Source organism: Burkholderia semiarida (assembly GCF_029268935.1).
GTDB classification, from domain to species: domain Bacteria; phylum Pseudomonadota; class Gammaproteobacteria; order Burkholderiales; family Burkholderiaceae; genus Burkholderia; species Burkholderia semiarida.
Map to the genome: position 1 here is coordinate 301,089 of NZ_JAHLCL010000008.1, position 22,895 is coordinate 323,983.

The following is a 22,895-nucleotide window of genomic DNA, read 5'->3' on the forward strand; positions in this document are numbered from 1 at the left end:
AAATCCTCAAGCGCTTGCGAGGCGGAACGCGCTGGCCATCCGATCCTGTTCCCGAGCCGGCAGCGCGAGTCGCGTCGCGAGCGTTCTCCATTGACTGACGACACCACGGAAGTCGTCGATGATCTCGTCGGCATCGCTCAGACCGAGCCGAAAGAATTCGCAGACTTCACGGGCAAGCTCGAGGTTCAGCGCGTTGTCGGCTTCCGTGATATTGAGCTTGAGGCCGTCGGCGATCGCGACCGGATTCATGTCATAAGCCGCGGAGAGCCGCCAGCCCTTACCCGGTGCCAGAATGAATCCGTGATTGCGAAGATGGTCGTCGGTATTCGATACGAGAAGATTGAAGACGATCCGCGCCCAAAGTTCTCGCAGGTCGACATTCGGTTGCGCACCATGTTGTATGAGGACTTCCGCCAGTTCGAGATAGCTGACGCCGGTGGAGGCATCGTCGCCGTCGACGTGACCGGTCATGGTCATCGCCGAGGCAAAATGCAGGCGCCGTCCATCGGCCGTCCGGTCGAAGCGACGGACAAGGAAGCAATGATGGTCGCTGGCGAACTTTCGTGCCTCGGCTTGGGCGACATTCAGGCCGCAGCCGACCGCGAGCGCATTGACGACCATTTCCCAACCGCCTACGTCGTAATCGTCTCTTGCGCTGGGGAACTTCGCGATATACAGACGCCCCTGATCGTCGGCCACGCTTGCTTTCGGTCGTGCACCGCCGAGCGAGCCGCCAGGTGCGATGAGCATCGAGAGCCAGTCGCGGCCGTCCGGGGCGATGTTGTCGACATCCTCTTCCAGCGCCCGACTGACGCGTTCCAGTTCACGGATTTCCGCGAATGGCGGCGCGGCGAGATCAACGCGGTCGTCGAGAAACTCTCCTTCGTCGTCGAGCTTGTAACGCAGGGCGCCGACGCGGTAGAGATCGTGGACGCCCAGCAGGTAATCCGATTCACGGAGCCGAGTGCCCTTCGGTCGAAGGCCTGCACGAATGTCTCGCTCCAGCCGACGGTCCATCAGCATGCGCCCCCACCGATCGGGGCTGGAATCGGCGAACGCACCGAACGAGTCTCGCGGCGGAGGTGGATATTGTGGTCCTTCGAAGAGGCCGATGCCGGGATCGAGCTGAACCTGGGCGAGTTCGGGAGCGCTCAAGGCGGTTGCGTCGTACTGGAATTCGAAACGTTCGCTTGCCCGCGTCTGTCGGCTGTGCAGAAGGCCGAGTTTCCGGGGAGCGGGCAGGCTGCTCCAGTCTGCGTAAACGGAGATGGTCGTCATTTCTCGCGAGATTTCCCCAGGTGTTTGCTCGCTGGCTTCAACAGCGCGGCCAGTTCCGCGGCCGTCGTACCGCGATGGTGGTCGGGCGCCGGGATGCTGGACGCCGATCCCGGTGCTTTCCTGGCGGGGGCCGGGGCCGGGGCCGGGGGCGTGGTCGTGGTGGCACGATCGCGCCGATCAGGTATGCGTGGCGACTCGGCGGACGACCGCAGGGCAACTCGTTTCACGGATCGCGGTTTGACGAGGCGAGCGTCTTGAAGCTGGCGGCCGAACGAGTCCGCTGCGGCCAGCTTCTCCAGATCGCCCTGGAGGCCCAGTACTTGCATGACGGCAAGATAGGCGCCGATCGTGACCCCCGAACCGCCTCCCTCCAGCGAGCGAAGTGTCATCGGCGACATTCCCGCGCGTTCAGCGACCTGCTTGGCCGTCAGTTTCCGGCGCAGACGCGCGAGCTTGAGCCGCTCGCCGAATTCGACGAGCAACCGACTGGATGCGGGCAAGAGAGGGGCGGTTTTCTTTGCCATGATGGCGCTAATATTTCACTTTTTTCGGTGCAATAGAGCTAAAATAATAGCACTTTAGCGCAGCGTATCAGTGACTTTCGTCGAGGCGCTGCGCTGGTTTGTGTAAATATTTTGGCATCTACGATGCGAGATTTGCCAGAATATTGACTCCATCGCTTGGCGGCCATACGCTCGGACGCGTGTCGTGAGCCGAAAAGCCGTGTACTCGCCCCGGCATCGCTTACCGATGCCTGGCCCGCAGCGGGCGTAACCGACGCCCTACGTCGCCTTCGGCCGCCCCAATTCTTCCGCCAGGAAATCGACGAACGCGCGAATCCGCGTGGACATCTGGTGACGCTGCGCATACACCGCGTAGATGTCGGCACCCGGCGTTTCATGGTCGGGCAGCACGACGACCAGCCGCCCGTCGGCGAGATAGTCGCGCAGGTCCCATTCCGCGCGCATCAGGATCCCGTGCCCGTCGAGCGCCCACTTCACCGCGATCTCGCCGTCGTTCGTCGTCAGGTTGCCGTTGATCCGCACGGCCTCCGTGTGGCGGGCCGCGCCGCGCCCGGTCGTCAGGCACCACACGCCGTAACCTTCGTCGCCCTGCCGGATGCCGATGCAGTTGTGTCTCGTCAGGTCGTGCGGCGTGCCGGGTGTCCCATGCCGCGCCAGATAGGCGGGCGCCGCGCACAGCAGCCGACGGTTCGGTGCGAGCCGCCGCGCGACGACGCGCGTGTCGGGCGGCTCGCCGAAGCGGATGCACACGTCGAACGTGTCGTCGGTGAGCGGCGGCGGCATCACCGACAACTGCAACTGCACCGACACCTCCGGATAGCGCGCGACGAAGCGCGAGATCGCCGGGCCGACGTGGCTGCGCCCGAACCCGAGCGTCGCGTTCACGCGCAGCAGGCCTTTCGGCCGCTGCTTCGCGCTGCCGAGCAGTTCGCCGAGTTCGTCCATCTGGTCGAGGATTCACCGTGCGTATTCGAGATACACGTCGCCTTCGGGCGTCAGCATCATCCGCCGCGTCGTGCGATTGACGAGCGTCACGCCCGCGCGCCGCTCCATCTGCGTGAGCCGCTTGCTGACGGCCGCCGCGGTCAGCCCGAGCTCGCGCGCGGCCGCGCTCAGGCTGCCCGACGCGGCCAGCGTCGAGAAGAAGCCGAGATCGGCCGGCTGAACGGTATCCGCCATGACGAGATTCGTGAATTGAAGTTAAAGATGCTTTGAGTATAGCCACGGTTTCCGTACTGCCGGTTCGGTAAAGTGCGTTCACGCTCACGACCAATCGAGGATGTCCGCATGAAGACCTACCGTATCGCAACGATTCCCGGCGACGGCATCGGCAAGGAGGTGGTGCCCGCGGCCAAGCAGGTACTGGAAGCGCTGGCCCGCGGCAGCGACCGCTTTGCGTTCGAGTTCGAGGATTTCGACTGGGGCGCCGATTACTACCGTCGGCACCGGCGCGATGATGCCGGCCGACGGCCTCGACGCGCTGCGCGGCAAGGACGCGATCCTGTTCGGTTCCGCGGGCGACCCGGACGTGCCCGATCACGTGACGCTGTGGGGCCTGCGCCTGAAGATCTGCCAGGGCTTAGACCAGTACGCGAACGTGCGCCCGACGCGCATCCTGCCGGGCATCGATGCACCGCTGAAGCGCTGCGGGCCGGACGACCTGAACTGGGTGATCGTGCGCGAGAACTCGGAAGGCGAATACGCGGGCGTCGGCGGTCGCGTGCACCAGGGCCATCCGATCGAGGCCGCGACCGACGTGTCGATCCTCACGCGCGCCGGCGTCGAACGCATCATGCGCTTCGCGTTCCGGCTCGCGCAGTCGCGGCCGCGCAAGCTGCTGACCGTGATCACGAAGAGCAACGCGCAGCGGCACGCGATGGTGATGTGGGACGAGATCGCGAAACAGATTGCGCAGGAATTTCCCGACGTGGCGTGGGACAAGGAACTCGTCGATGCGGCGACCGCGCGCATGGTCAACCGCCCGGCGTCGCTCGACACGATCGTCGCGACCAACCTGCACGCGGACATCCTCAGCGATCTCGCCGCCGCGCTCGCGGGCAGCCTCGGCATCGCGCCGACCGGCAACATCGATCCCGAGCGCCGCTATCCGTCGATGTTCGAGCCGATCCACGGCTCCGCGTTCGACATCATGGGCAAGGGGCTCGCGAATCCGGTCGGCACGTTCTGGTCGGTCGTGATGCTGCTCGAGCATCTCGGCGAGACGGCAGCCGCCGCGCGCGTGATGCACGCGATCGAGGCCGTGACGGCCGACCCGTCGCTGCATACGCGCGACCTCGGCGGCAGCGCGACGACCGCGCAGGTGACGTTGGCCGTCTGCGAGCGCGTCGCGCACGCGGCCGCCGCGGCCTGAGGGCGGCGAGGCGGTGTGGCGCTGACGGCCGCGCCTGCGCGCAGCCGAGCGTCGCGCGTTCGCTTCACTCAGGCATTTTCTGCCTGCGACTCGCGCATCCGACGCGAGCCGGGCGCCGGCCGGCGCCGCGGTCCACCGACCGACGGCGCACGGCCCGACCTCGAAGGAGGAGACACATGCAAGCAGATCTGGAAACCCGCGTCGCGCGGAAGCTGATGTGGCGCATCATTCCGTTCGTGATGCTGCTTTACTTCGTCAGCTTTCTCGATCGCGTCAACGTGGGCTTTGCCGCGATGACGATGAACAAGGCGATCGGCCTGTCGCCCACCGCGTTCGGATTCGGCGGCGGCCTGTTCTTCATCGGCTATTTTCTGTTCGAAGTGCCAAGCAACCTGATTCTCCATCGCGTCGGCGCGCGCATCTGGATCGCGCGCGTGATGATCACGTGGGGGATCGTGTCGGCCGTATCCGCGTTCGTGACCGGCCCGACGAGCTTCTACGTGCTGCGCTTTCTGCTGGGCATGGCCGAAGCCGGCTTTTTCCCCGGCATCATCCTGTACCTGAGCCTGTGGTTTCCCGCGAAGCAGCGCGCGGTGGCCGCCGCGTGGTTCATGGCGGCCGCGCCGATCTCGACCGCGATCGGTTCGCCGCTGTCGGGCGCGATCATGCAGATGCCGCCGATGTTCGGGCTTGCCGACTGGCAGATGCTGTACATCGTCGAAGCGCTGCCGGCGGTCGCGCTCGGCTTCGTCGTGCTGAAGTACCTGACCGATGCGCCGTCGCAGGCCGCGTGGCTGCGGTCCGACGAGCGCGGCTGGCTGATCGCGAAGCTGAAGGCGGAGGCGGACGCGCGCCACACGCACGCCGGGCATACGGCCGGCGCGTGGCAGGCGCTGCGCGATCCGCGCGTGCTGGCGCTCGCGCTGATCTACTTCGGCACGTCGGCCGGACTGTACACGCTCGGGTTGTGGGCGCCGCTGATGATCAGGCAGTTCGGCTTCAGCGCGGTGCAAACGGGCCTGCTCACCGGCATTCCGAGCATGGCCGCCGTGGTCGCGATGATCGTGTGGGCGCGGCATTCGGATCGCATCGGCGAGCGCACGTGGCACGTCGTGATTCCGTGCGTGCTCGCGTGCATCGGCTTCGTGTTCGCGGGGCAGGCGAGCACCGCGCTGCCGACCGTGCTCGCGCTGGTCGTCGTCAACGTCGGGATCAGCGCCGCGAAGGCGCCGCTGTGGGCGATGCCGAGCGCGTTCCTGTCGGGGGCCGGCGCGGCGGCGGGCATCGCGATGATCAACTCGATCGGCAATCTCGGCGGCTTCGTCGGGCCGTTCGCGATCGGCTGGCTCAAGCATGCGACGGGCGGGTATGCGGCGGGGCTGTATGTGGTTGCGGGGACGCTCGCGGTATCGGCGGTGGTCACGCTGATGCTGAGCCGCAAGGGGGCGCGCGAGCAGGTCGTGTCGGGCATCCGGCGGCATCACTGAGCGCGGCGAGCGATCTCCGTCGCGCACACGTCGGGCGACGCGTTCGACGTATCGATCACGCAATCGCTGAACGTCCGCGACGCATATCCTTCCCGATACATCTCGGCGATCCGTTGCCGTTCCCAGTCCGTCAGTGCACGCGTGCCGCGATTCGATGCCGCGACCGCTTCGGGCGGCGCGAGCGTGACGACGAACAATCGCGCATCGCGCACGGCGCACGCCGTGCGCAGCCGCTCGAATTCCGCTTCGCCGATCGGATAGGCGATCACGACGTGGCGTTCGCGCGCTTGCGCGATCTGCGCGACGAGCCGCTCCAGCGCGATGGCCCATTGCACGTCGAACGGCGCGGATTCGGGCGCGTCGTGATCGTCGCCGTCGATGAAGCGCGCATCGGGCAGCACGCGTGCGAGTGCGCGACCGATCGTCGTCTTGCCGCTGTTGATCGGGCCGTTCAGATGGATGACGGTGAGCGGCGTGTTCGTCGATGTAGAGAGCATGAGGCGCGAGATTGACTGAATGCTTTCATTGTGCCTCGATGCGAAATGAATTTGTAATATCCAGTCCGAACGAATTAGAAAAATTATTCGATAAAGCGCCCTAAAGAAAGTCGTGGCCCCGCCGTTACTCTTCCTCGGTATCTCAAAAAAGTATGACGAAAGCAGTACGACCACACGACCAAAAAACCGAGGGCGCACGGCCGGCGAAGCCGTGCGCGGGATCAGAATGGGATGCACCGATTCAATGGGGCGCGCAGGCACCGGGGGCTGGCGCGCGCTGTGCCTTTGCCTTGCCGTAACCGGACTGCTGCCGCATTGCGCCGCCGCCGCGGGGATCGTCCCGGACGGCGGCACGCCCACGAGCGTGTCGGTCGGGCCGAATGGCCGGCAGCTCGTCAATCTTGCGCCGGCGGTCGCCGGCGTATCGAGCAACACGTATTCGTCGTTCAACGTGACGACCGCCGGCGCGACGCTGAACAACGCCGGCATCAACGCGCGCACGATCGTCAACCAGGTGACGAGCACCAACCGCAGCCTGATCGAAGGCGAGATCGCGGTGGCGGGGCCGCGCGCGAACGTCGTGCTCGCGAACCCGAACGGCATCACGGTCAACGGCGGATCGTTCGTCAATACAGGGCACGTCGCGCTGTCCACCGGCAACGTGAGCTTCAACGACCTGCAGATCGCCCCCGGCGTGATCCAGCGCAACATCGTGCTCGATACGTCGACCGGCACGATCGTCGTCGGTCCGGGCGGCCTGGCCGGCGCGCTGATCGGGCTCGATCTGATCGCGAAGAACATCGTCGTCGACGGCGCGATCGACAACACGTTTTCGTCGGCGACGGCCGGTGTGCGCCTGCTGGCCGGCCGCAGCCGTGCCGAGCTGAACACGGGGCTGTCGCCGAACGACAACGCGAACGACTGGCTCTCGCGTACCGCGACGACCCAGCCGGACACCGCGTCGTCCTACGCGATCGACATCACTGCCGCAGGCAGCGTGACGAGCGGGCGCGTGCAGTTGATCGTCACGGACCGCGGCCCCGGCGTGCGCAGCGCCGGCGCGATGAATGCGTCGCTGGGGGATTTCACGCTGGCGTCGAACGGCAACGTCGAGATGTCCCATGCGAAGGTCGACGTCGCGCGAGATCTCGACGTGACCGTGCAGGGCGGCATCACGCTGACCGGCACCGACATGAAGGCGAAGGGCGGCCACGCGAACGTGTCGGCAGCCGATGCGATCGCGTTGACGGGCAGCAGCCTGATGGCGTCGGGCAGCGTGAAGATGAACGGCGCGGGCATCGCGCTGAATCCCGACGATGCGATGAAGGGCGCGACCGTGGCATCGTCGCAAAGCGGCGTGGTGCTCAAGAGCGCGGCGGACATCGTGAATGTCGGGTCGCTCGTGCAAGGGCAGACCGCGATCGACGCTGACCCGGATTCGATGGGCGCGGTGACGCTGAACGCGGCGGGCCGCATCCTGAACGAGTCGTTGCCGCAGACGCGGCTCGGCATCCTGTTCGGCGTTCAGGGCGACGTGTCGCTGACCGCGGGCGCCGATGTCGTCAACCGGAATGCGCGGATCCTGTCGAACCAGAGCATTTCGATCGCCGCGGGCGGAGACCTGCAGAACATCGTCGACCACAGCACCGGCGTGCAGAACGGCGCGGTGGTCGGCTTCTCCGAGCAGGGCGGCCGCTTCCTGTTCTTCAAGCATCGTAGCGACGGCTTCACCGTCGACTATGGCGCGCTGGCCGACGCATCGAAACTCGCGTACATCACGGCCGATGCGGGCAACGTGACCGTGCGCGCCGCGAACGTGACGAATATCGGCGGATCGATCCTGTCGAATGGCGGCGCGATCGATATCGCCGCGCGCGAAAACATTCTCACGCAAGCCGTTTTCACCGGGCAGGCAGCGTACCGGCGCTCGTGCTTCGTGTTCTGCCGCGCGAGCGCATCGTCGAACGTGCAGGCGTTCGGCGGCGTGATCGAGGCCAAGGCCGACATCCAGCTGAAAGCCGGTACGCAGATCACGAACACGGGCGGAACCGTGCTCGCGCTCGGCGCATTGACGCTCGACGCACCGAAAACGCTCGCGCAGGGCGTACCGGGCTACACGGTGGTCAACCGCGACCACGACCTGAAAGCGTGGTTCGGCAATCGCTGGGCGGCAATCTATGCAGCCGACACGGGCGGCGTGTTCACCGGAGGAACCGGCAAGGTGCGCCTGACCGGCGAGGCCGACATCGACGGCGGCGCGTACAGCGCGCCCGAAGGTGTGCTCGCGGCGCGCGGCATCGTGACGATCCGGCCGCCCCATCGCGATCTCGTGACGATCGGCAACCGCAATCACATGGGCCTCGTGTCGTGGTTCGGCCTGTGATGTCGCAGACGGACCACCGCATCGCCGCCGCGCTCGCGTTGACGCTCGGCGCGATGTCGCCGTGCGCGCACGCACAGCTCGCGGGCGCACCGCCGGCCGGCGCGCCGCCGGGCCTCGGCGCGCTTCCGGCCGGGTTCGCGGTGCCGCGTGCGGAGCAGGATCCCGCGCAGCGTCTGCTGCAGGAGCAGCGCGACCGGCAGCGCCGCGACGAGCTCGCGCAACCGCCGGCGCAGATCGCGGTACCCGAGCAGCCGGCGATGCCCGACCTGCCGCCGGGCGCCGACGTCGACACGCTGCCGGACGTCGCGCCGACGTTCCCGATCGAGCGGATCGAATTCACCGGCGACGCGATCCTCGGGCAGCCCGAACTGGACCGTATCGCGGCGCCGTTCATCGGCAAGCAACTCGGGCGCAACCGGATCAATCTGCTGCTGCGCCGGCTGACCGAAGCGTTCATTTCGCGCGGCTACATCACGACGCGTGCGTACCTCGGGCCGCAGAATCTTGCGTCCGGCACGCTGAAGATCAACCTCGTCCCCGGTCGCGTGGCCGCGTTGACGTTGAACGGCAAGCCGCTGAGGCCGCGCGATCCCGACGAGAAGTGGTACGAAGTGCGCGGCGGCGGGCTGCTGACCGAAGCCGGCACCGCCTGGGCGTTCGCGAGCACGCCGGGCGACGTGCTGCGCCTGCCCGACCTGGAGCAGGGCGTCGACCAGATCAACCGGTTGCGGCGCAATCAGGCCGAAATCCGGATTCTCCCCGGCGAAGCGCCGGGTGATTCGATCGTTGCGATCTCGAACCGCTATGGCGATCGTCTTCATTACGATTTCGGCATCGACAACTACGGCAGCTCGCAGACCGGCAGGACGCGCTATCGCGCCGGTGTCGAAGCCGACAACGTGATCGGACTGCAGGAATCGCTGTCGTTCAGCTACGTCGGGACGACCGACACGAACGCGGTCGTGTTGTCGGCGGCGGTGCCGTACGGGTATCAAACTTTCAGCTACACGGCGTCGATGTCCGAGTACCAGCAGGCGATCGGCGACGTCGCGCTGCTCGCGGGGCGCACGTTCAGCCAGATGCTCGGCTGGAACGACGTGCTGGTGCGGTCGCCGCGCGGGCGCATGAGCGTCGACGTCACGCTCAACAAGCTGCGCACCGAGCGCGACCTCAACGGCATTCCGTTGTCGCCGCAGAACCTGACGGTGCTGCGGGTCGCGCTGAACGGGCTGTCCCGCTTCGTCATGCGCGATCAGGGCGCGGCCGCGACCTGGGATGTCGGCGTGTCGCAGGGGCTGCCCTGGCTGGCGGCCAACCACGATGCGTCGGACATCGGCATCGACGACGCGCACAGCCAGTTCACGAAGCTCGATGCGACCGGCACGCTGCAGTTCACGCTCGGCAATCTCGCCGGTTCCCTGTGGGCGTATCGCGGCACGCTGCGCGCGCAGTACAGCCGCGTCGCGCTGTTCGGCAACGAGCAGATCTTTCTGGGCGGCATGGGTTCGGTCCGCGGGTTTACCGAAGGCGGGATCGCGGGCGACAGCGGCGCATTCGTGCGCAACGAGCTGGCCTGGCAGAACGTGCCGGCGTGGCACGACGCGCGCATCGAACCCTACGTGTTTCTGGACGGCGGCAAGACGCATCTGAACGCACAGGGCGGCTGGCCGTCGCTCGTCGGCACGGGTGTCGGCACGCGCGCGCAATGGCGTTTGAAAGGCGGAACCCTGTCGGCCGAAGTGCTGGTCGGGCAGGCGCTCGCGCAACCGGCCGCACTCGGCAAGAAGGCCAGCGTGTTGCTGGCCACACTCAACTGGACGGACTGATGGAGAACTTCATGAATCGCCTGTCGAACGGTCGCGAGATCGCGATGCAATCCAACCTGTCGGCGCGTATTCGCAAGATCGGCGTCACGCTCGTCGCGGCGACGCTGTGCGCCGCTGTCGCTCCGCACGCGTATGCGGTTCCCAAGGCGGCGAAGAAACCCGCCGATGCAGCCGCCGCGATGCCGGCCGATGCGATCGCGAGCGTGAACGGCGTGCCGATTCCGCAAGCGCAGGTCGACGAAGCCGTGCGCGCGTCGAAGGCGCCCGATACGCCGGCGCTGCGCGCGGCGCTGAAGAACCAGCTGATCGCGCGCGAGTTGTTTCGACAGGCGGCGCTCAAGCAGCACTACGACACGAAGCCGCAGGTCGTGGCCGCCGTCGAGCAGGCGAAGGCGCTCGCGATGACGCAGGCGTACCTGCGCGATCAGATCAAGCCGGCACCCGTCACGGACGCGGACGTCAAGGCGCGCTACGACGCGGTCGTCGCGACGCTCGGCGAGAACGAATACAAGCCGAGCGTGATTGCCGTCAACGACGCGGACACCGCCAGGCAGATCCTCGCGCGGCTCAAGAAAGGCGAGGACTTCGGCGGCCTCGCGCGGCAGTTCAGCAAGGGGCCGGCCGCGGCGCAGGGTGGCGCGCTGAACTGGATCTCGTTCAAGACGCCGATCGAGGCAGGCCACACGCAGAACTGGCCGCAGCCGCTTGCCGAAGCGCTCGTGAAACTGCCGCAAGGCGGCATGACGCGCGAGCCCGTGCAGGTCGGCGATGCGTACTGGATCGTGCGTGCCGACGACAAGCGGCCGACGCAGGTGCCGCCGTTCGACCAGGCGAAAGACACGCTGCGCCAGCAACTCGAGCAGGTCGCGATGGAGAAGGCGACCGCGCAGGTCGTTGCGGATCTGATCCGCAACGCGCGGATCCAGCAGTAGGCGGCAAGCAGCAGGTAGCACGTAGCAGCGTCGGGCAGCCACCCGGCGAACACGCACGCGATGCCGGGCGGGGAAACCCGGCATCGCGCGGCGCCACGGTCGGGGATCGGCTGACGGCGTCGTCGCGGGGCCATCGAACGAAGCGAACAACAGAAGATGAACACGTCCAAGCGTAAGACCTTGCAGCAGCTTGCCGCCGCCGGCGCGGCGCGAATCGGCGCACGTGCGCAGTCGGCGGCAGGTGCGCCGCGATGCTTCGCGGTCGAGCCGGCCGCGCGATCGTACCGCTGGTGGCAGCGTGCGACGAGCGCGCTCGTCGCATTGACGATGTTCATCGGGCCGATCACGGTCACCGTCGAGCAGTGCCGCGATGCGGCCGGCGTGCTCGGCGCGGGCAATCGCCGTGTCGACGACGACGCATGGCAGCGGTTGCTCGATCTCGCGTCGCTGCGCGTGCGATTCTCGATGCAGCTGGCGGCTGCCGCGCCGATCACGGACCCCACGGCGCCGATCTCGTTTCAGCCGGCCATCACGCAGTCGACCGGCGCGGGCGGCGGCGTGCCCGTCGTCAATATCACCGCGCCGAACGCGGCCGGTATTTCGCTGAACCAGTATCAGCAATTCAACATCGATCCGGTCGGGCTGATCCTGAACAACAGCCTGATGTCGGGCACGTCGCTGACGGGCGGCAACGTGCAGGCCAATCCGAACCTGAACGGCCGCACGGCTAGCGTGATCGTCAATCAGGTCACGTCGACCGGCAATGCCTACGCGAGCTTGCTGAACGGTCCACTCGAAGTGTTCGGCGCGCCCGCGGCCGTCGTGATCGCGAACCCGAACGGGATCACGACGCGCGGCACCGGCTTTACCAACACGATCGGCGTGACGTTGTCGACCGGCGCGCCGCAGTTCCTCAATGGCGTCGGCGGCACCGCGACCGACTTCGCGAACGCGAAGGCGCTCGGCTACAACGTGACCGGTGGTCACCTGCAGATCGAAGGCAATGCCGGCGTGAACGGGCCCGGCGCGGGGATCGAGGGGACCGTGGGCACGATCGACCTGATCGGCGAGACGATCGGTATCAACGCGCCGCTCTATGCGGGCACGCGCATCAACGTGATCGCCGGGCGTCAGTTCGTGACGCCGGCCACCGTCGATACGTATGGCACCACGTACGGCACGGCGTCGAACGGCTCGGACAACTCCGCCGCGGCGATCAATCCCGCGAACGGCGGCGCGAACCGTTCTCTCGCGATCGACGCGACCGCGTTCGGCGCGATGACGGCGGGGCAGATCCAGGTCGTCAGCACCGCGGCGGGGATGGGCGTAAGGACCGACGCGCAGCTCGCCGCGAATGCGGGCGACTTGCTGCTATCGGCGAACGGCGACGTGTCGGTCGCGGGTTCGGCCGCGCAGCAGCAGGCGACGGTTCATAGCGCCGGCAACGTGTCGATGACCGGTGCGCACATCGGGGTCGGCGGTTACGCGATCGATGCGAACGGCGACGTGACGTCGACCGGATCGATCCAGTCCGGCGGCAAGCTGGCGGTGGCGGCAGGCGGCAACGTGAACGTCGCGAATGCACAGGCGCACGGCGACATGACGGTCGCCGGCGGCACGAACGTAACGCTCGGCGACGTACAGGGCGGCGGTGCGTTGGCCGTTACCGCACGCGGCACCGACGGCACGGGCGACGTCAACCTGAACGGCACGTCGGTCGTGACCGGCGCAACGACCGTGCAGGCGGCCCGCGACGTCAACGTGAACGGGCAGACGAACAGCGGCACGCTGCGCGCGACCGCGCAACGCGATGCGACGGTCAACGCGGCGCTGCAGACGTCCGGTGCGCTGGCGTTGACGGCGACGCAGGGCAACGTCGCCACGCATGCCGCGATGAAGAGCGGTGGCGATCTTGCGCTGACGTCCGGACAGGATACCGTCGTCGCGTCGCAGGCGACCGCGCAGAACGCCGTCAGCGTGCAGGCGGGGCGCGACCTGAGCGTAAGCGGTTCACTCGCGAGCGGAACGACGTTCGCCGCCGATATCGCGCGCGATGCGTCGGTCGGTGGCTCGCTGATGGTCGGAACCGACGCGCGCGTGGACGCGGGGCGCAACGTCGACACGTCGGGCGTCGTGATCGTCCAGCGCAACGGGGCACTGAGCGCACGCAACGACATCACGGGAAGCGGCTCGATCGCGTTTGGCCAGAGCGGCGCGTTGAACGCCGCGCATGACGTCGCGCTGACCGGCAAGCTGCTCGCCAATGGCCTACAGGTCGACGCGGGCAACAGCGCGAGCCTCGCGACGGTCCAGGCGGGCGGCGCATTCGGCGTGACGGCAAGCGGTGGCGCCGGCGGCGGCGACGTCGTATTCAACGGCAACGCGGCCGCGCTTGGCACCGCCGACGTGCACGCGTCGCGCGATGTCGTCGTGAACGGCACGCTCGCCGGCGGCGCGCAGGTCGCGCTTGCCGCGCAGCGCAACGTGATCGTCGGCGGCAGCGGCACCGTGCAGGCGGTCGGCGATCTGGCGATGACGGCGACCAGCGGCAGCGTCGCGTCGGCCGGCACGTTGAACGGCGCGGGCGCGTTGACGGTGCAGGGCGCGCAGGATGTCTCGCTGACCGGCGCGACCACTGTAACCGGCGACGTGACCGCGACGGCCGGCCGGGATCTCACGATCGGCGGCGCGTTGGCGGGGCAGGGCGTCGCGACGCTCACGGCAGCGCGCGACGTCGTCGCCGGCGGCACCAGCGGCTTCGCGCAGGACACGGTGTTGAGCGCGGGGCGCGACATCGACGTGACGGGGGCGTTCCAGGGGCGCGCCGTCTCGATGACGGCAGCCGGTTCGATCGCGCTGAACGACGTGCAGGCCAACGCGGGGCTTCAGCTCGCGACCCGCACGGGCGACGTTTCGATCGGCGGCAACGTGAACTCGCTGACGAACGGGACGATCGACGCGGCGCGCGACGTGATCGTCAACGGCACGCTGCGCACGGCGAGCGGCCTGGCCATCGGCGGCGGCCGCAATACGTCGATCGGCGGGACGGTCCAGTCGAACGGCAACGTCGCGCTGACGAATGCGGCCGGCTCGCTGACGAGTACCGGCAATATCCAGTCGGGCGGCAACCTGTCGGTGACGGCCGCGCAGTCCGTGGATCTGGGTGCGCAATCGACGTCGTCGCTCGGCAACCTGACCGTGGACGCGGGCCGCGACCTGACGATGAACGGCTCCGTCGTCGCACAGGGCAACGGCACGCTGAACGCCGGCGGCGCGATAGGCGGCGCGGCCGCCATTGCGTTCGGGCTCGCGGCGAACGTCGGTTCCGGCGGCGATACGACTCTCACCGGTTCGCTGCGCGGCGGCAACGTGCGGACGACGGCGGGCGGTTCGGCCACGCTGCACGACGTGCAGGCGGCGTCGACGCTCGCGCTCGATGCGGCGACCGACCTGAGCGTGACCGGTGCGGTGACGGGCGGCGCGGACGTGGCGCTGGCCGCGGCGCGCAATATCGACATCGGCGGTTCGTTGCAGTCGGCCGGCAACACGTCGCTGCTCGCGACCGGCGGCAGCATCGGATCGACGGGGGCGATCGCGAGCAATGGCGCGTTCGACGCACAGGCAGGCAGTGACATCAACCTCGGCGGCAAGACGACCGTGTCGCGCGACACGACGCTCGCGGCCGGACGCGACGTCAACGTCAGCGGGTCGCTGGCCGGGCAGGGACAAGGCGTCGTCAATGCGGCGCGCGACATCGTCGGCGCAGGCACGTTGACGTTCGGTCAGCAGGCGACGCTCGACGCCGGGCGCGACGTCGCGCAGCGCGGGCTGATCCAGGGACAGTCGGTCAGCGTGACGGCGGCCGGCAACGCGGCCGTGAACAACGTCGAGTCGACCGGCACGATCGCGCTGCGCGCGAACGGTACGAACACCGCAACGGGCGCAGGCGATCTGCGCATCGACGGTTCGGTCGCCGCCGCGGGCGCGATCACGGCGTTCGCGCAGAACGATGTCGCGATCGGCGGCAAGGCCGCGAGCGGTTCGACGGTTGGCGTGACCGCGCAGCGGGACATCGCCGTGAGCGGCGCGATCGAGTCGGTCGGCGATACGGCGCTGGCCGCGCGGCAAGGCAGCCTCAACGCAACCGGCGGCATCAACAGCGGCGGCAAGCTCGCCATCGCGACCGGCCTCGACCTGTCGCTCGGCGCGAGCACCAGCGCGATCGGCGACGCGACGCTGACGGCCGGCCGCGATGCCACGCTGAACGGCACGATGGTCGGACAGGCCAACGGCACGGTGACGGCCGCGCGCGACATCAACGGCGGCGGCAAGCAGGCGTTTGCCGCGACCGCGAACTATGCGGCGCAGCATGACGTCGCGCTGACCGGCGGCATGCAGGCGGCGGCGATCACGGTGACGGGCGGGAACAACGCGACGCTGCACGATGCGTCGTCGTCGACCACGTTGACGCTGACCGCGAACGGCAACGCCGGCGAAGGCGATGCGGGCGTCACGGGGGCGGCGTCCGCGCAGGGAGCGGCGAACGTGACGGGCGCGCGGGATGTGTCGATCAGCGGCACGCTCGGCAGCGGCGGAGCGCTTGCATTGAGCGCGCAACGCAACGTGGCGGTTGGCGGCGGCGTGGAGTCGAACGGCGATCTGACGGCAACCGCCGCGAACGGCAGCGTCGTGCTCACGGGGGCGACCACGACCGCGGGCGCGTTCAACGCCACCTCCGGGCTCGATACGCAGCTCGGCGGCCAGATCGCGGTGGCGAAGTCGACGAACGTGCAGGCCGGCCGCGATATCGCGTTGACGGGGGCACTCGCGGGTCAACGAGACGGCACGCTGAGCGCGGGCCGCGACATCAACGGTGTGGGCTCGGCGGCATTCGCCCAGGCGGCGACCCTCGATGCCGCGCACGACGTCGTGCTGACGGGCGCGCTGCAAGGGGCGGCCGTCAACGTGACGGGCGGCAACAATGCAGGACTCGGCACGATTCAGGCCGTCAGCGGCAATCTCGACGTCACGGCGAAGGGCGGTGCCGGCGGCGGCGATGTGACTATCGGCGGGGCGGCCACCGCGTTCGGCGCGATGCAACTGCAAGCCGCGCGGGACGCTTCCGTTGCGGGTGCAATCAACACCGGCGGCACGACGACGATCAATGCGGCGCGCAGTGTCGCGCTTTCGGCCGTCAATTCGGCCGGCGATCTCGCCGTAACCGCTTCGGGCGGCAACGCGAGCGCGACGAGCCTGACGACGCAGGGCAACCTGAACGTCGTTGCGGCACAGGACATCGCGGTGACCGGGCAGAGTGTCGCGGGCGGCAATGCTTCGCTGAACGCGGGCCGCGACATGACGCTCGCAGGCGTTGGCGCGCAGCAAAGCGGCACGTTGACGGCGGGCGGCTCGGTGAATGCCGGCGCGATCGCGTTCGCGCACCAGGCGAACGTCAACGCGGGCGGCAATATTGCGGTAACGGGCAACGTCGCGACCAACGGCGATCTCGCGATGACCGCCGGCAACGACTTGTCGGCCGGCTCGGTTCAGGCGGGCGGCGCAATCGGATTGCAGGCGCAGGGCCGCAACGGCGCCGGCGACGTGATGGTGAACGGCGCGGTGACGTCGGGCACCGCGACGACGATCGCGGCCGCGCGCGATGCGGGTATCGGTGCGGCATCCAGCGGCGGTGCGCTGAACGTGACGGCGGGACGCGACCTCGGTGTCGCGGGCGCGATCCATTCGACCGGCGACGCGACGCTGACCGCGACGGCGGGCAATCTCGGCGTCGGCGGCGCGGTCGTGTCGACCGGCAATCTCCGGGCCAATGCGGGCGGCGGCCTCGCGCTGCTTTCCGGCGGGCTCGTGAACGGCGATACGACGTTGACGTCGGGCGGCGCGATGACGCTCGGCGGCGCGCTGTTCGGTCTCGGGGCCGCGACTATCGACGCGGGCGGTGCGCTCGGCGGCGGCGCGGCACTGACGTACGGCAAGGACATCGCCGTCAATGCCGGAAACAGCATCACGCTCGGCGCGATTCAGGGCGCCGGCAAGTTGACGGCGGTGTCCGGCGGCGACATGTCGCTCGGTGCGACCACCGCGGTCGGCGACGTGTCGGCAAAGTCGACCGCCGGCAGCGTGTCGTTCGGCGGGTTGTTGCAGTCGGGCGGCAATGTCGTGGTACAGGCTGCGAACAACGTGTCGCTCGCGGGCGGCGTGGGTTCGATGGGCACGGTCGACATCAACGGCATCGGCGGCAACGTGTCGGTCGCGGGCGTGTCGGCGAACGGCGACGCGACGCTGCATGCGGGGCAAACCGTCGCGTTGACCGGCAACAGCATCGTGGCCGGGCAACTGGGTGTGTCGGGCGGCAACGTCACGCTGAGCGGTTCGGCCGTCGGATCGAAGAACGTGACCGTTTCCGCGCAGGGAACGGTCGATGCCGGCAATGCATCGCTCGTCGCATCGCAGAACCTGCAGGTGAACGGCTCGAACGTGACGCTCGGCAATGCGACGGTCGGCGGCGCGCTCACCGCGCAGGCGTCGAACCAGCTCACGCTGGCGGGCGGCAAGGCGGTGAACGTCGTCGGCAACGCGACGCTGGCTTCGCAGAACGGGCTGTACAACGCCGCGAACGTGCTGGCCGGATCGCTCAACGTGTCGGCGCCGAGCCTGACGAACGCGGCCGGTGCGTCGCTCGCGTCGATCGGCACGACGACGGTCAATGCGTCGAGCTTCGCGAACGCCGGGCTGGTGAACGGGACGACGACCAACGTCACCGTCGGGGGCGCGCTGACGAACGTCGGTGGTTCGCTGATGGCGGTGAACGCACTCAACGTCAATACCGGTACGCTGAACAACCAGAACGGGATCGTTTTTGCCGGCAATCCGAAGGCCGCGACCGGTGCGACCGGCGACGTGTCGCTGACGATCAATGGCGGCAATGGCGCGTTCTACAACGCGGGCGGACAGTTGCTCGCGCAACGGGACATGGGGATCAGCGCGGTCAACATGGCCTTCGATCCGTCGCAGGGGACGATCAGCCAGGGCGGCAACCTGTCCATCACCGCCGGGTACGTGAATGTCGGCGGCACGTGGAATTACGGCGGGCAGAGCGTTTCGCTGACGGGGCTGAACGGGATCACGAACGACGGCACGATCACCGGGACGTCGCCGTTGACGCTGACGGCAGGCGGCAGCTTCGAGAATCACGGGCAGGTTACCGGGTCGGATGTGACGTTCAACGGCACGCTGAATAATGCGGCCGGGGCGGTGATGCATGCAGATAACGCGTTGACGCTGAACGGCGATACGACGAACCGCGGGACGGTTGAGGCGGGGAACGTTCTCAACGTCAATGGTGGCAACTACGACAACCAGGGCGCGACGACGCAGTCGAAGGGCGATGCGGTGTTTCGCTTGGGTGGGACGCTGCAGAACACGGGTGGATCGATCTTTGCGCAGCGGAATGTCGATATTTCGGCGGCATCGGTCGTGAACGATCAGACGGCCCCGGGTGTCGCTACTACGACGACGCGGGACGTTGTCGATCCCGAGTTGCTATGGTCGGGGGCGGTAGGGACGAAGACCGAGTGGCAGTTGCAGCGTGTTCCGGCGCCGGGCGATAGCGGTGGATATTATGTGCCCAGCCCGCATACCGTCAGCGCGACCCTGGGAGATCTTCTTTCGCCATCCGGGTTGTCGACGGACTCTGCCAATCGGCAGTGTGCCGGTTTGGACCGGTGCTTTATCGTGGGTACACAGCCCGCGGCTGGTTCTGGAGCTATCACGTTTGGCCAGTACAACGCGTACCTGGGAACAGGGAACGCCATTGATAGCGCTGCTCCCAGATGGGCGATCGAAACGGGCGCGACGACGCCTTCTTCCACTACGCAGACCTTCACGCTGCCGACTGTTCACGAAACGGTCACAAGCCAGCAGGCTGGTACTTCGGGCGTCATTTCCGCAGGAAATTCGATTTCGCTCACGGCATCGTCTCTCTCGAACCGAGGCGGTCAGATTGCGGCGCAGGGCGATATACGGCTGAATGTCCAATGGCTGGACAACAGTGCAGTAGCGCCTACACTCGTCAATCAAACGGTTCGGCAAGTCGATCAAGCACAGTACACGGCGTTCCTGACGCAGCTCAATGACACACTGGCGAAAACGGGATCGCAGAGTGCATGGCTCGGCGGGATGTACAGCACTTTTGGCCCGGTATTCGTGAAGGGGTCGGGCAGCCCGTCGGATGGTTTGCCGGTAACGACTTTTAAAATTGCGGTCAACAGTATTGCCCCAACGTCCACTGGGACCCTGAGCTCGTCTACACCGACCGGCATGATTGCGGCCGGAAATGACCTGTCAGTGGGCGGCGGAAATCTCGTCAACTCGGGCCTGCTTTACGCAGGCAACAATGTCGCGATTACATCGGGTACCCTGACCAACCAGGGGGGCAACCAGCAGAACTATTCGAGCCAGGTCGGCTGCGCCTCCGGCGTGCCGAACTCCGCCTGCGGCAACGCAGGCCAACCGCGCGGCAACAACCCGACCACGACGACGTTCGGCTACAGCCAGAACGACGCGACGATCTATGCCGGCCACGATCTCGTGATCGCAGCCGGCCAGATCAACAATACGTACGGCAACCTGCTCGCGGGCCACGACATCGTCATCGGCGGTGTCGGCACGACAGCGAGTTCGACCACGCCCGCACAGAGCCTGAACAACACGTCCGGCAACATCGTCGCGGGCAACGACATCAAGCTCAACGTTTCGGGTGCGATCACCAACAATCTGCCGCCGCCCGTGCCGGTACACGAGAACTACGGCAAGCACGAGCAATACTCGGGCTGCATGACAGCCGGCGGCTACAAGGAAAGCTACTGCGAGGGCTATGTCGACCAGCAGTCGGGCAGCTCGTCGGTGATCAGCGCGGGCAACAACCTGCAGATCAATGCGGGCAGCCTGACGAACATCGGCAGCCTGATCGCGGCCGGCAACAACGCGACGATCGCCGTCGCAGGCCCCGTCGTGAATGAGGCGCAGGTGCTGAACGCCTACTGGCACTCGCATTGGGTGCAGGAAACCGGCATGTTCAGCAGCGACAAGCGTCACGACATCTGGGCGTGCGGCACGCCGGAGCAGTGCAAGGCGTTGTACGGGAGCGCATACACGAGCACTGGCGGCACGATCGATCCGCCGACGCCGGTCGGCAATATCGCGGCGACCATTCAGGCGCCGAACCTGTCGATCTCGTCGAACGGACAGATCCAGAACGTCGGCAACGTGATCGGCACGTACGTGTCGCTGACGGGCCAGAAGCTGATCAACGGGATCACGACCGCGAACACCTACACGCCGCGTGTCAATGCGCCGTCGCAGGTCATTTCGCTGAGCCCGGTGGACTTGCCGGGGCTGAACCTGTCGGTGCCTCGTGCAGTCGGCACCGGCAAGCTGCCGACACCGGTCGCGGGCGCTGCGTCGTACGTCGACGCGTCGCTCGGCGGTTCCGTGCTGGGCTCGCTCGGGCCGCAGGACTTGCTGAACAATCTGCCGTCGGCGCTGCAGCCTTCGTCGACGCTGTTCTATTACAACCCGCAGGAAGAGGATCTGCTGTTGCAGCAGGCGGCGCTGAAGCAAACCGGCAAGTCGAGCTTCGTCGACGGGCTGACGTACGACAACGAGAAAAACCTGTCGGTGACGGCGCAGGAAAAGATGTACCTGTACCAGAACGCGGTCGATTACTCGAAGGCGCACGACCTGCAACTGGGCGCCGCGCTGACGCAGGAGCAGATCAACACGCTCGACAAGCCGATGCTGTGGTACGTCGAGCAGACGGTGCCGGACCCGACGTGTCACGCGACGGGCACGGCGTCGTGCCCGACGATTACGGCGCTGATGCCGCAGGTGTATCTGCCGCAGGACACGCAGGCGATGTCGGCGGGCGGCAACATCTCCGGACACGACGTCACGCTGAAGTTCAATCAGGACGGTAACGGCAGCATTCTCAACACGGGGAGCATCACGGCGTCGGGGACGCTGAGCGTCGACACGCACACGCTGACGAACCAGGCGAATCAGGTCAACGTGGGGGAGATCTGGCAGAAGGTCGATGGCGGGTATCTGAAGACGACGGGCACAGTGGTGCAGCCGGGCGGGTTCATGAGCGCGGCGAACATGGAGTTGAATGTTCAGGCGCTCAATCAGATTGGTGGGGCGCTGCAGAAGCTCAACGCGGACGGGACGGTTGACGCAGCTTCGACGCAGGCGATGCTTGCATCGCTGCAACATCAACTCGGCGGCGGCTTCGCGCAAGAGACGGTAGCGGACCATCTGCATTCGGATTTCGTACAGCAGGGTGGGTTCGGTCCGGAGCAACTTTTTTCGATGGCGGCCTCTGTCGCGCTGTCCGTGATGGGGATGCCTGTCGTTGGCGCCATGGTGGCGTCCGCGATGAATCAGGCGTTCAGCGATCAAGGGTTCAGCCTGGGGCAAGTTATCAAAGCCGGCGTGATCGCTGATTTGACGCAGGGGTTGATGGAAGGATTGGACCTCAACGCGTTGCCGATGCAGACGATCGGAAACAACATCGCATCGAATACGATCACCTCGGAGCAGCTTCTTCAGGGTGCGTTCGAAATCGCAGGTCGGGGGTTGGTATCGGCCACTGTGAATACGGTCGCGTATGGGGGTAGCTTCGGGACCGCGTTGAAAGGGAGCGTTGTTAGCGATCTCGCGGCTGTTGGGGCGAGTGCAATTGGGCAATTCGATCAACTCCACCTATTTGGGGATGGCGAGCTCGGCAAAGTCGGGTATGTGGCGGCGCATGCGGCACTCGGGTGTGCTGCGAGTGCTGCGAGCGGTACCGGCTGTGCGGGTGGGGCGATCGGGGGAGCAACAAGTGCGGTGCTGTCGCCTCTGGTACTAGGTGCGATCGACCCGACGCACGCGCCGCTTGATCAAGGACAAGTGGCGTTGCTCGGAGCAGTTGCGACGTTTGCAGGTGGTGGTCTTGCCGGCCTTGCAGGTCAGAATGCGGGGGCGGGCGCGACGGCTGCGCAGAACGAGGCGCTAAACAATAGCGCGGACCACTGGGGCCAAAACAAGAGCGAGGCCCAGCGCGAGCAAGATGAACTACATAAGCAACAGAGTAAGGAGAAAGCCCAACTCGGCGAAAGTTCGATCGTCGATGAAGGGGACGGCGTCAGCGTCCTTAGCCCGAATCCGATGGCGTTTGGAGGCGCCACAAAAAATGGCGTGCCGACCAGCCTAAGTGGTTTGGCGAATCCGAATTCGATTCGTTTTACGCAAGATAGCATTAGCTCAACGTTTAAGGACGGAACGTCGCTACAAGACACGATCGCGGCTTTGCAATCAGGTGTGGTCTCGCCGGCCGATTTGCCTGCCATTCGTGTGTATTTAAAAGACGGACTTGTGTACACGCTCGACAATCGGCGACTATTTGCTACGTATCAGGCCGGAACTCAGGTTAACATAACCCCGGCTACCCCCCGAGAGGTTTCGAAAGAGGGGTGGAAGTTTACGACCCGAAATCAAGGGTGCATCATTTGCGTGAAAGGTGGACCCAAGCCGTAGGA

8 protein-coding genes and 2 pseudogenes are annotated in these 22,895 nt (G+C 66.8%); 6 read left to right on the top strand and 4 right to left on the bottom strand.

The features are described from left to right. Positions 1-6 precede the first annotated feature (6 nt). From KPB06_RS24640 to KPB06_RS24650, 3 genes and pseudogenes are all read right to left on the bottom strand, one after another. On the bottom strand, positions 7-1,278 hold the full coding sequence (locus KPB06_RS24640) for a type II toxin-antitoxin system HipA family toxin (protein ID WP_081066628.1): 1,272 nt from the start codon (positions 1,276-1,278) through the stop codon (positions 7-9). Continuing rightward, positions 1,275-1,802 carry a helix-turn-helix domain-containing protein gene (locus KPB06_RS24645; RefSeq protein ID WP_124657294.1) on the bottom strand — a complete coding sequence of 176 codons (528 nt, stop codon included), beginning with the start codon at positions 1,800-1,802 and terminating at the stop codon, positions 1,275-1,277. The genes KPB06_RS24640 and KPB06_RS24645 overlap by 4 nt, the downstream gene beginning before the upstream one ends. Before the next feature lie 258 nt (positions 1,803-2,060). Further along, positions 2,061-2,981, bottom strand: a pseudogene (locus tag KPB06_RS24650) (LysR substrate-binding domain-containing protein). A gap of 108 nt (positions 2,982-3,089) precedes the next feature. Between KPB06_RS24650 and KPB06_RS24655 the strand changes: the two are divergent. Both KPB06_RS24655 and KPB06_RS24660 read left to right on the top strand, forming a co-directional pair. Then, positions 3,090-4,173, top strand: a pseudogene (locus KPB06_RS24655) (tartrate dehydrogenase). 176 nt (positions 4,174-4,349) lie between these two features. Next, positions 4,350-5,660 (top strand): MFS transporter, encoded by a 1,311-nt coding sequence (locus KPB06_RS24660; protein ID WP_059580297.1) that lies wholly within the window; start codon positions 4,350-4,352, stop codon positions 5,658-5,660. Here the strand turns inward: KPB06_RS24660 and KPB06_RS24665 are convergent. Continuing rightward, positions 5,654-6,157: a P-loop NTPase family protein gene (locus KPB06_RS24665; protein WP_059580298.1), complete on the bottom strand. Its 504-nt coding sequence runs from the start codon at positions 6,155-6,157 to the stop codon at positions 5,654-5,656. The two genes, KPB06_RS24660 and KPB06_RS24665, sit on opposite strands and share 7 nt — an antisense overlap. Before the next feature lie 244 nt (positions 6,158-6,401). Here KPB06_RS24665 and KPB06_RS24670 point away from each other — a divergent pair, with 244 nt between their 5' ends. From KPB06_RS24670 to KPB06_RS24685, 4 genes are all read left to right on the top strand, one after another. Continuing rightward, positions 6,402-8,540 (top strand): filamentous hemagglutinin N-terminal domain-containing protein, encoded by a 2,139-nt coding sequence (locus tag KPB06_RS24670; RefSeq protein ID WP_230951171.1) that lies wholly within the window; start codon positions 6,402-6,404, stop codon positions 8,538-8,540. Then, positions 8,540-10,366 (top strand): ShlB/FhaC/HecB family hemolysin secretion/activation protein, encoded by a 1,827-nt coding sequence (locus KPB06_RS24675; protein ID WP_059580305.1) that lies wholly within the window; start codon positions 8,540-8,542, stop codon positions 10,364-10,366. Before KPB06_RS24670 ends, KPB06_RS24675 begins: the two co-directional genes overlap by 1 nt. Positions 10,367-10,377: 11 nt before the next feature. Then, entirely contained in the window at positions 10,378-11,298 is a 921-nt protein-coding gene (locus KPB06_RS24680) for a peptidyl-prolyl cis-trans isomerase (protein WP_081059323.1), read from the top strand. Positions 11,299-11,454: 156 nt separating this feature from the next. Then, positions 11,455-22,893, top strand: a complete 11,439-nt coding sequence (locus KPB06_RS24685) for a two-partner secretion domain-containing protein (protein ID WP_275905970.1) — start codon at positions 11,455-11,457, stop codon at positions 22,891-22,893. Positions 22,894-22,895: the final 2 nt, after the last annotated feature.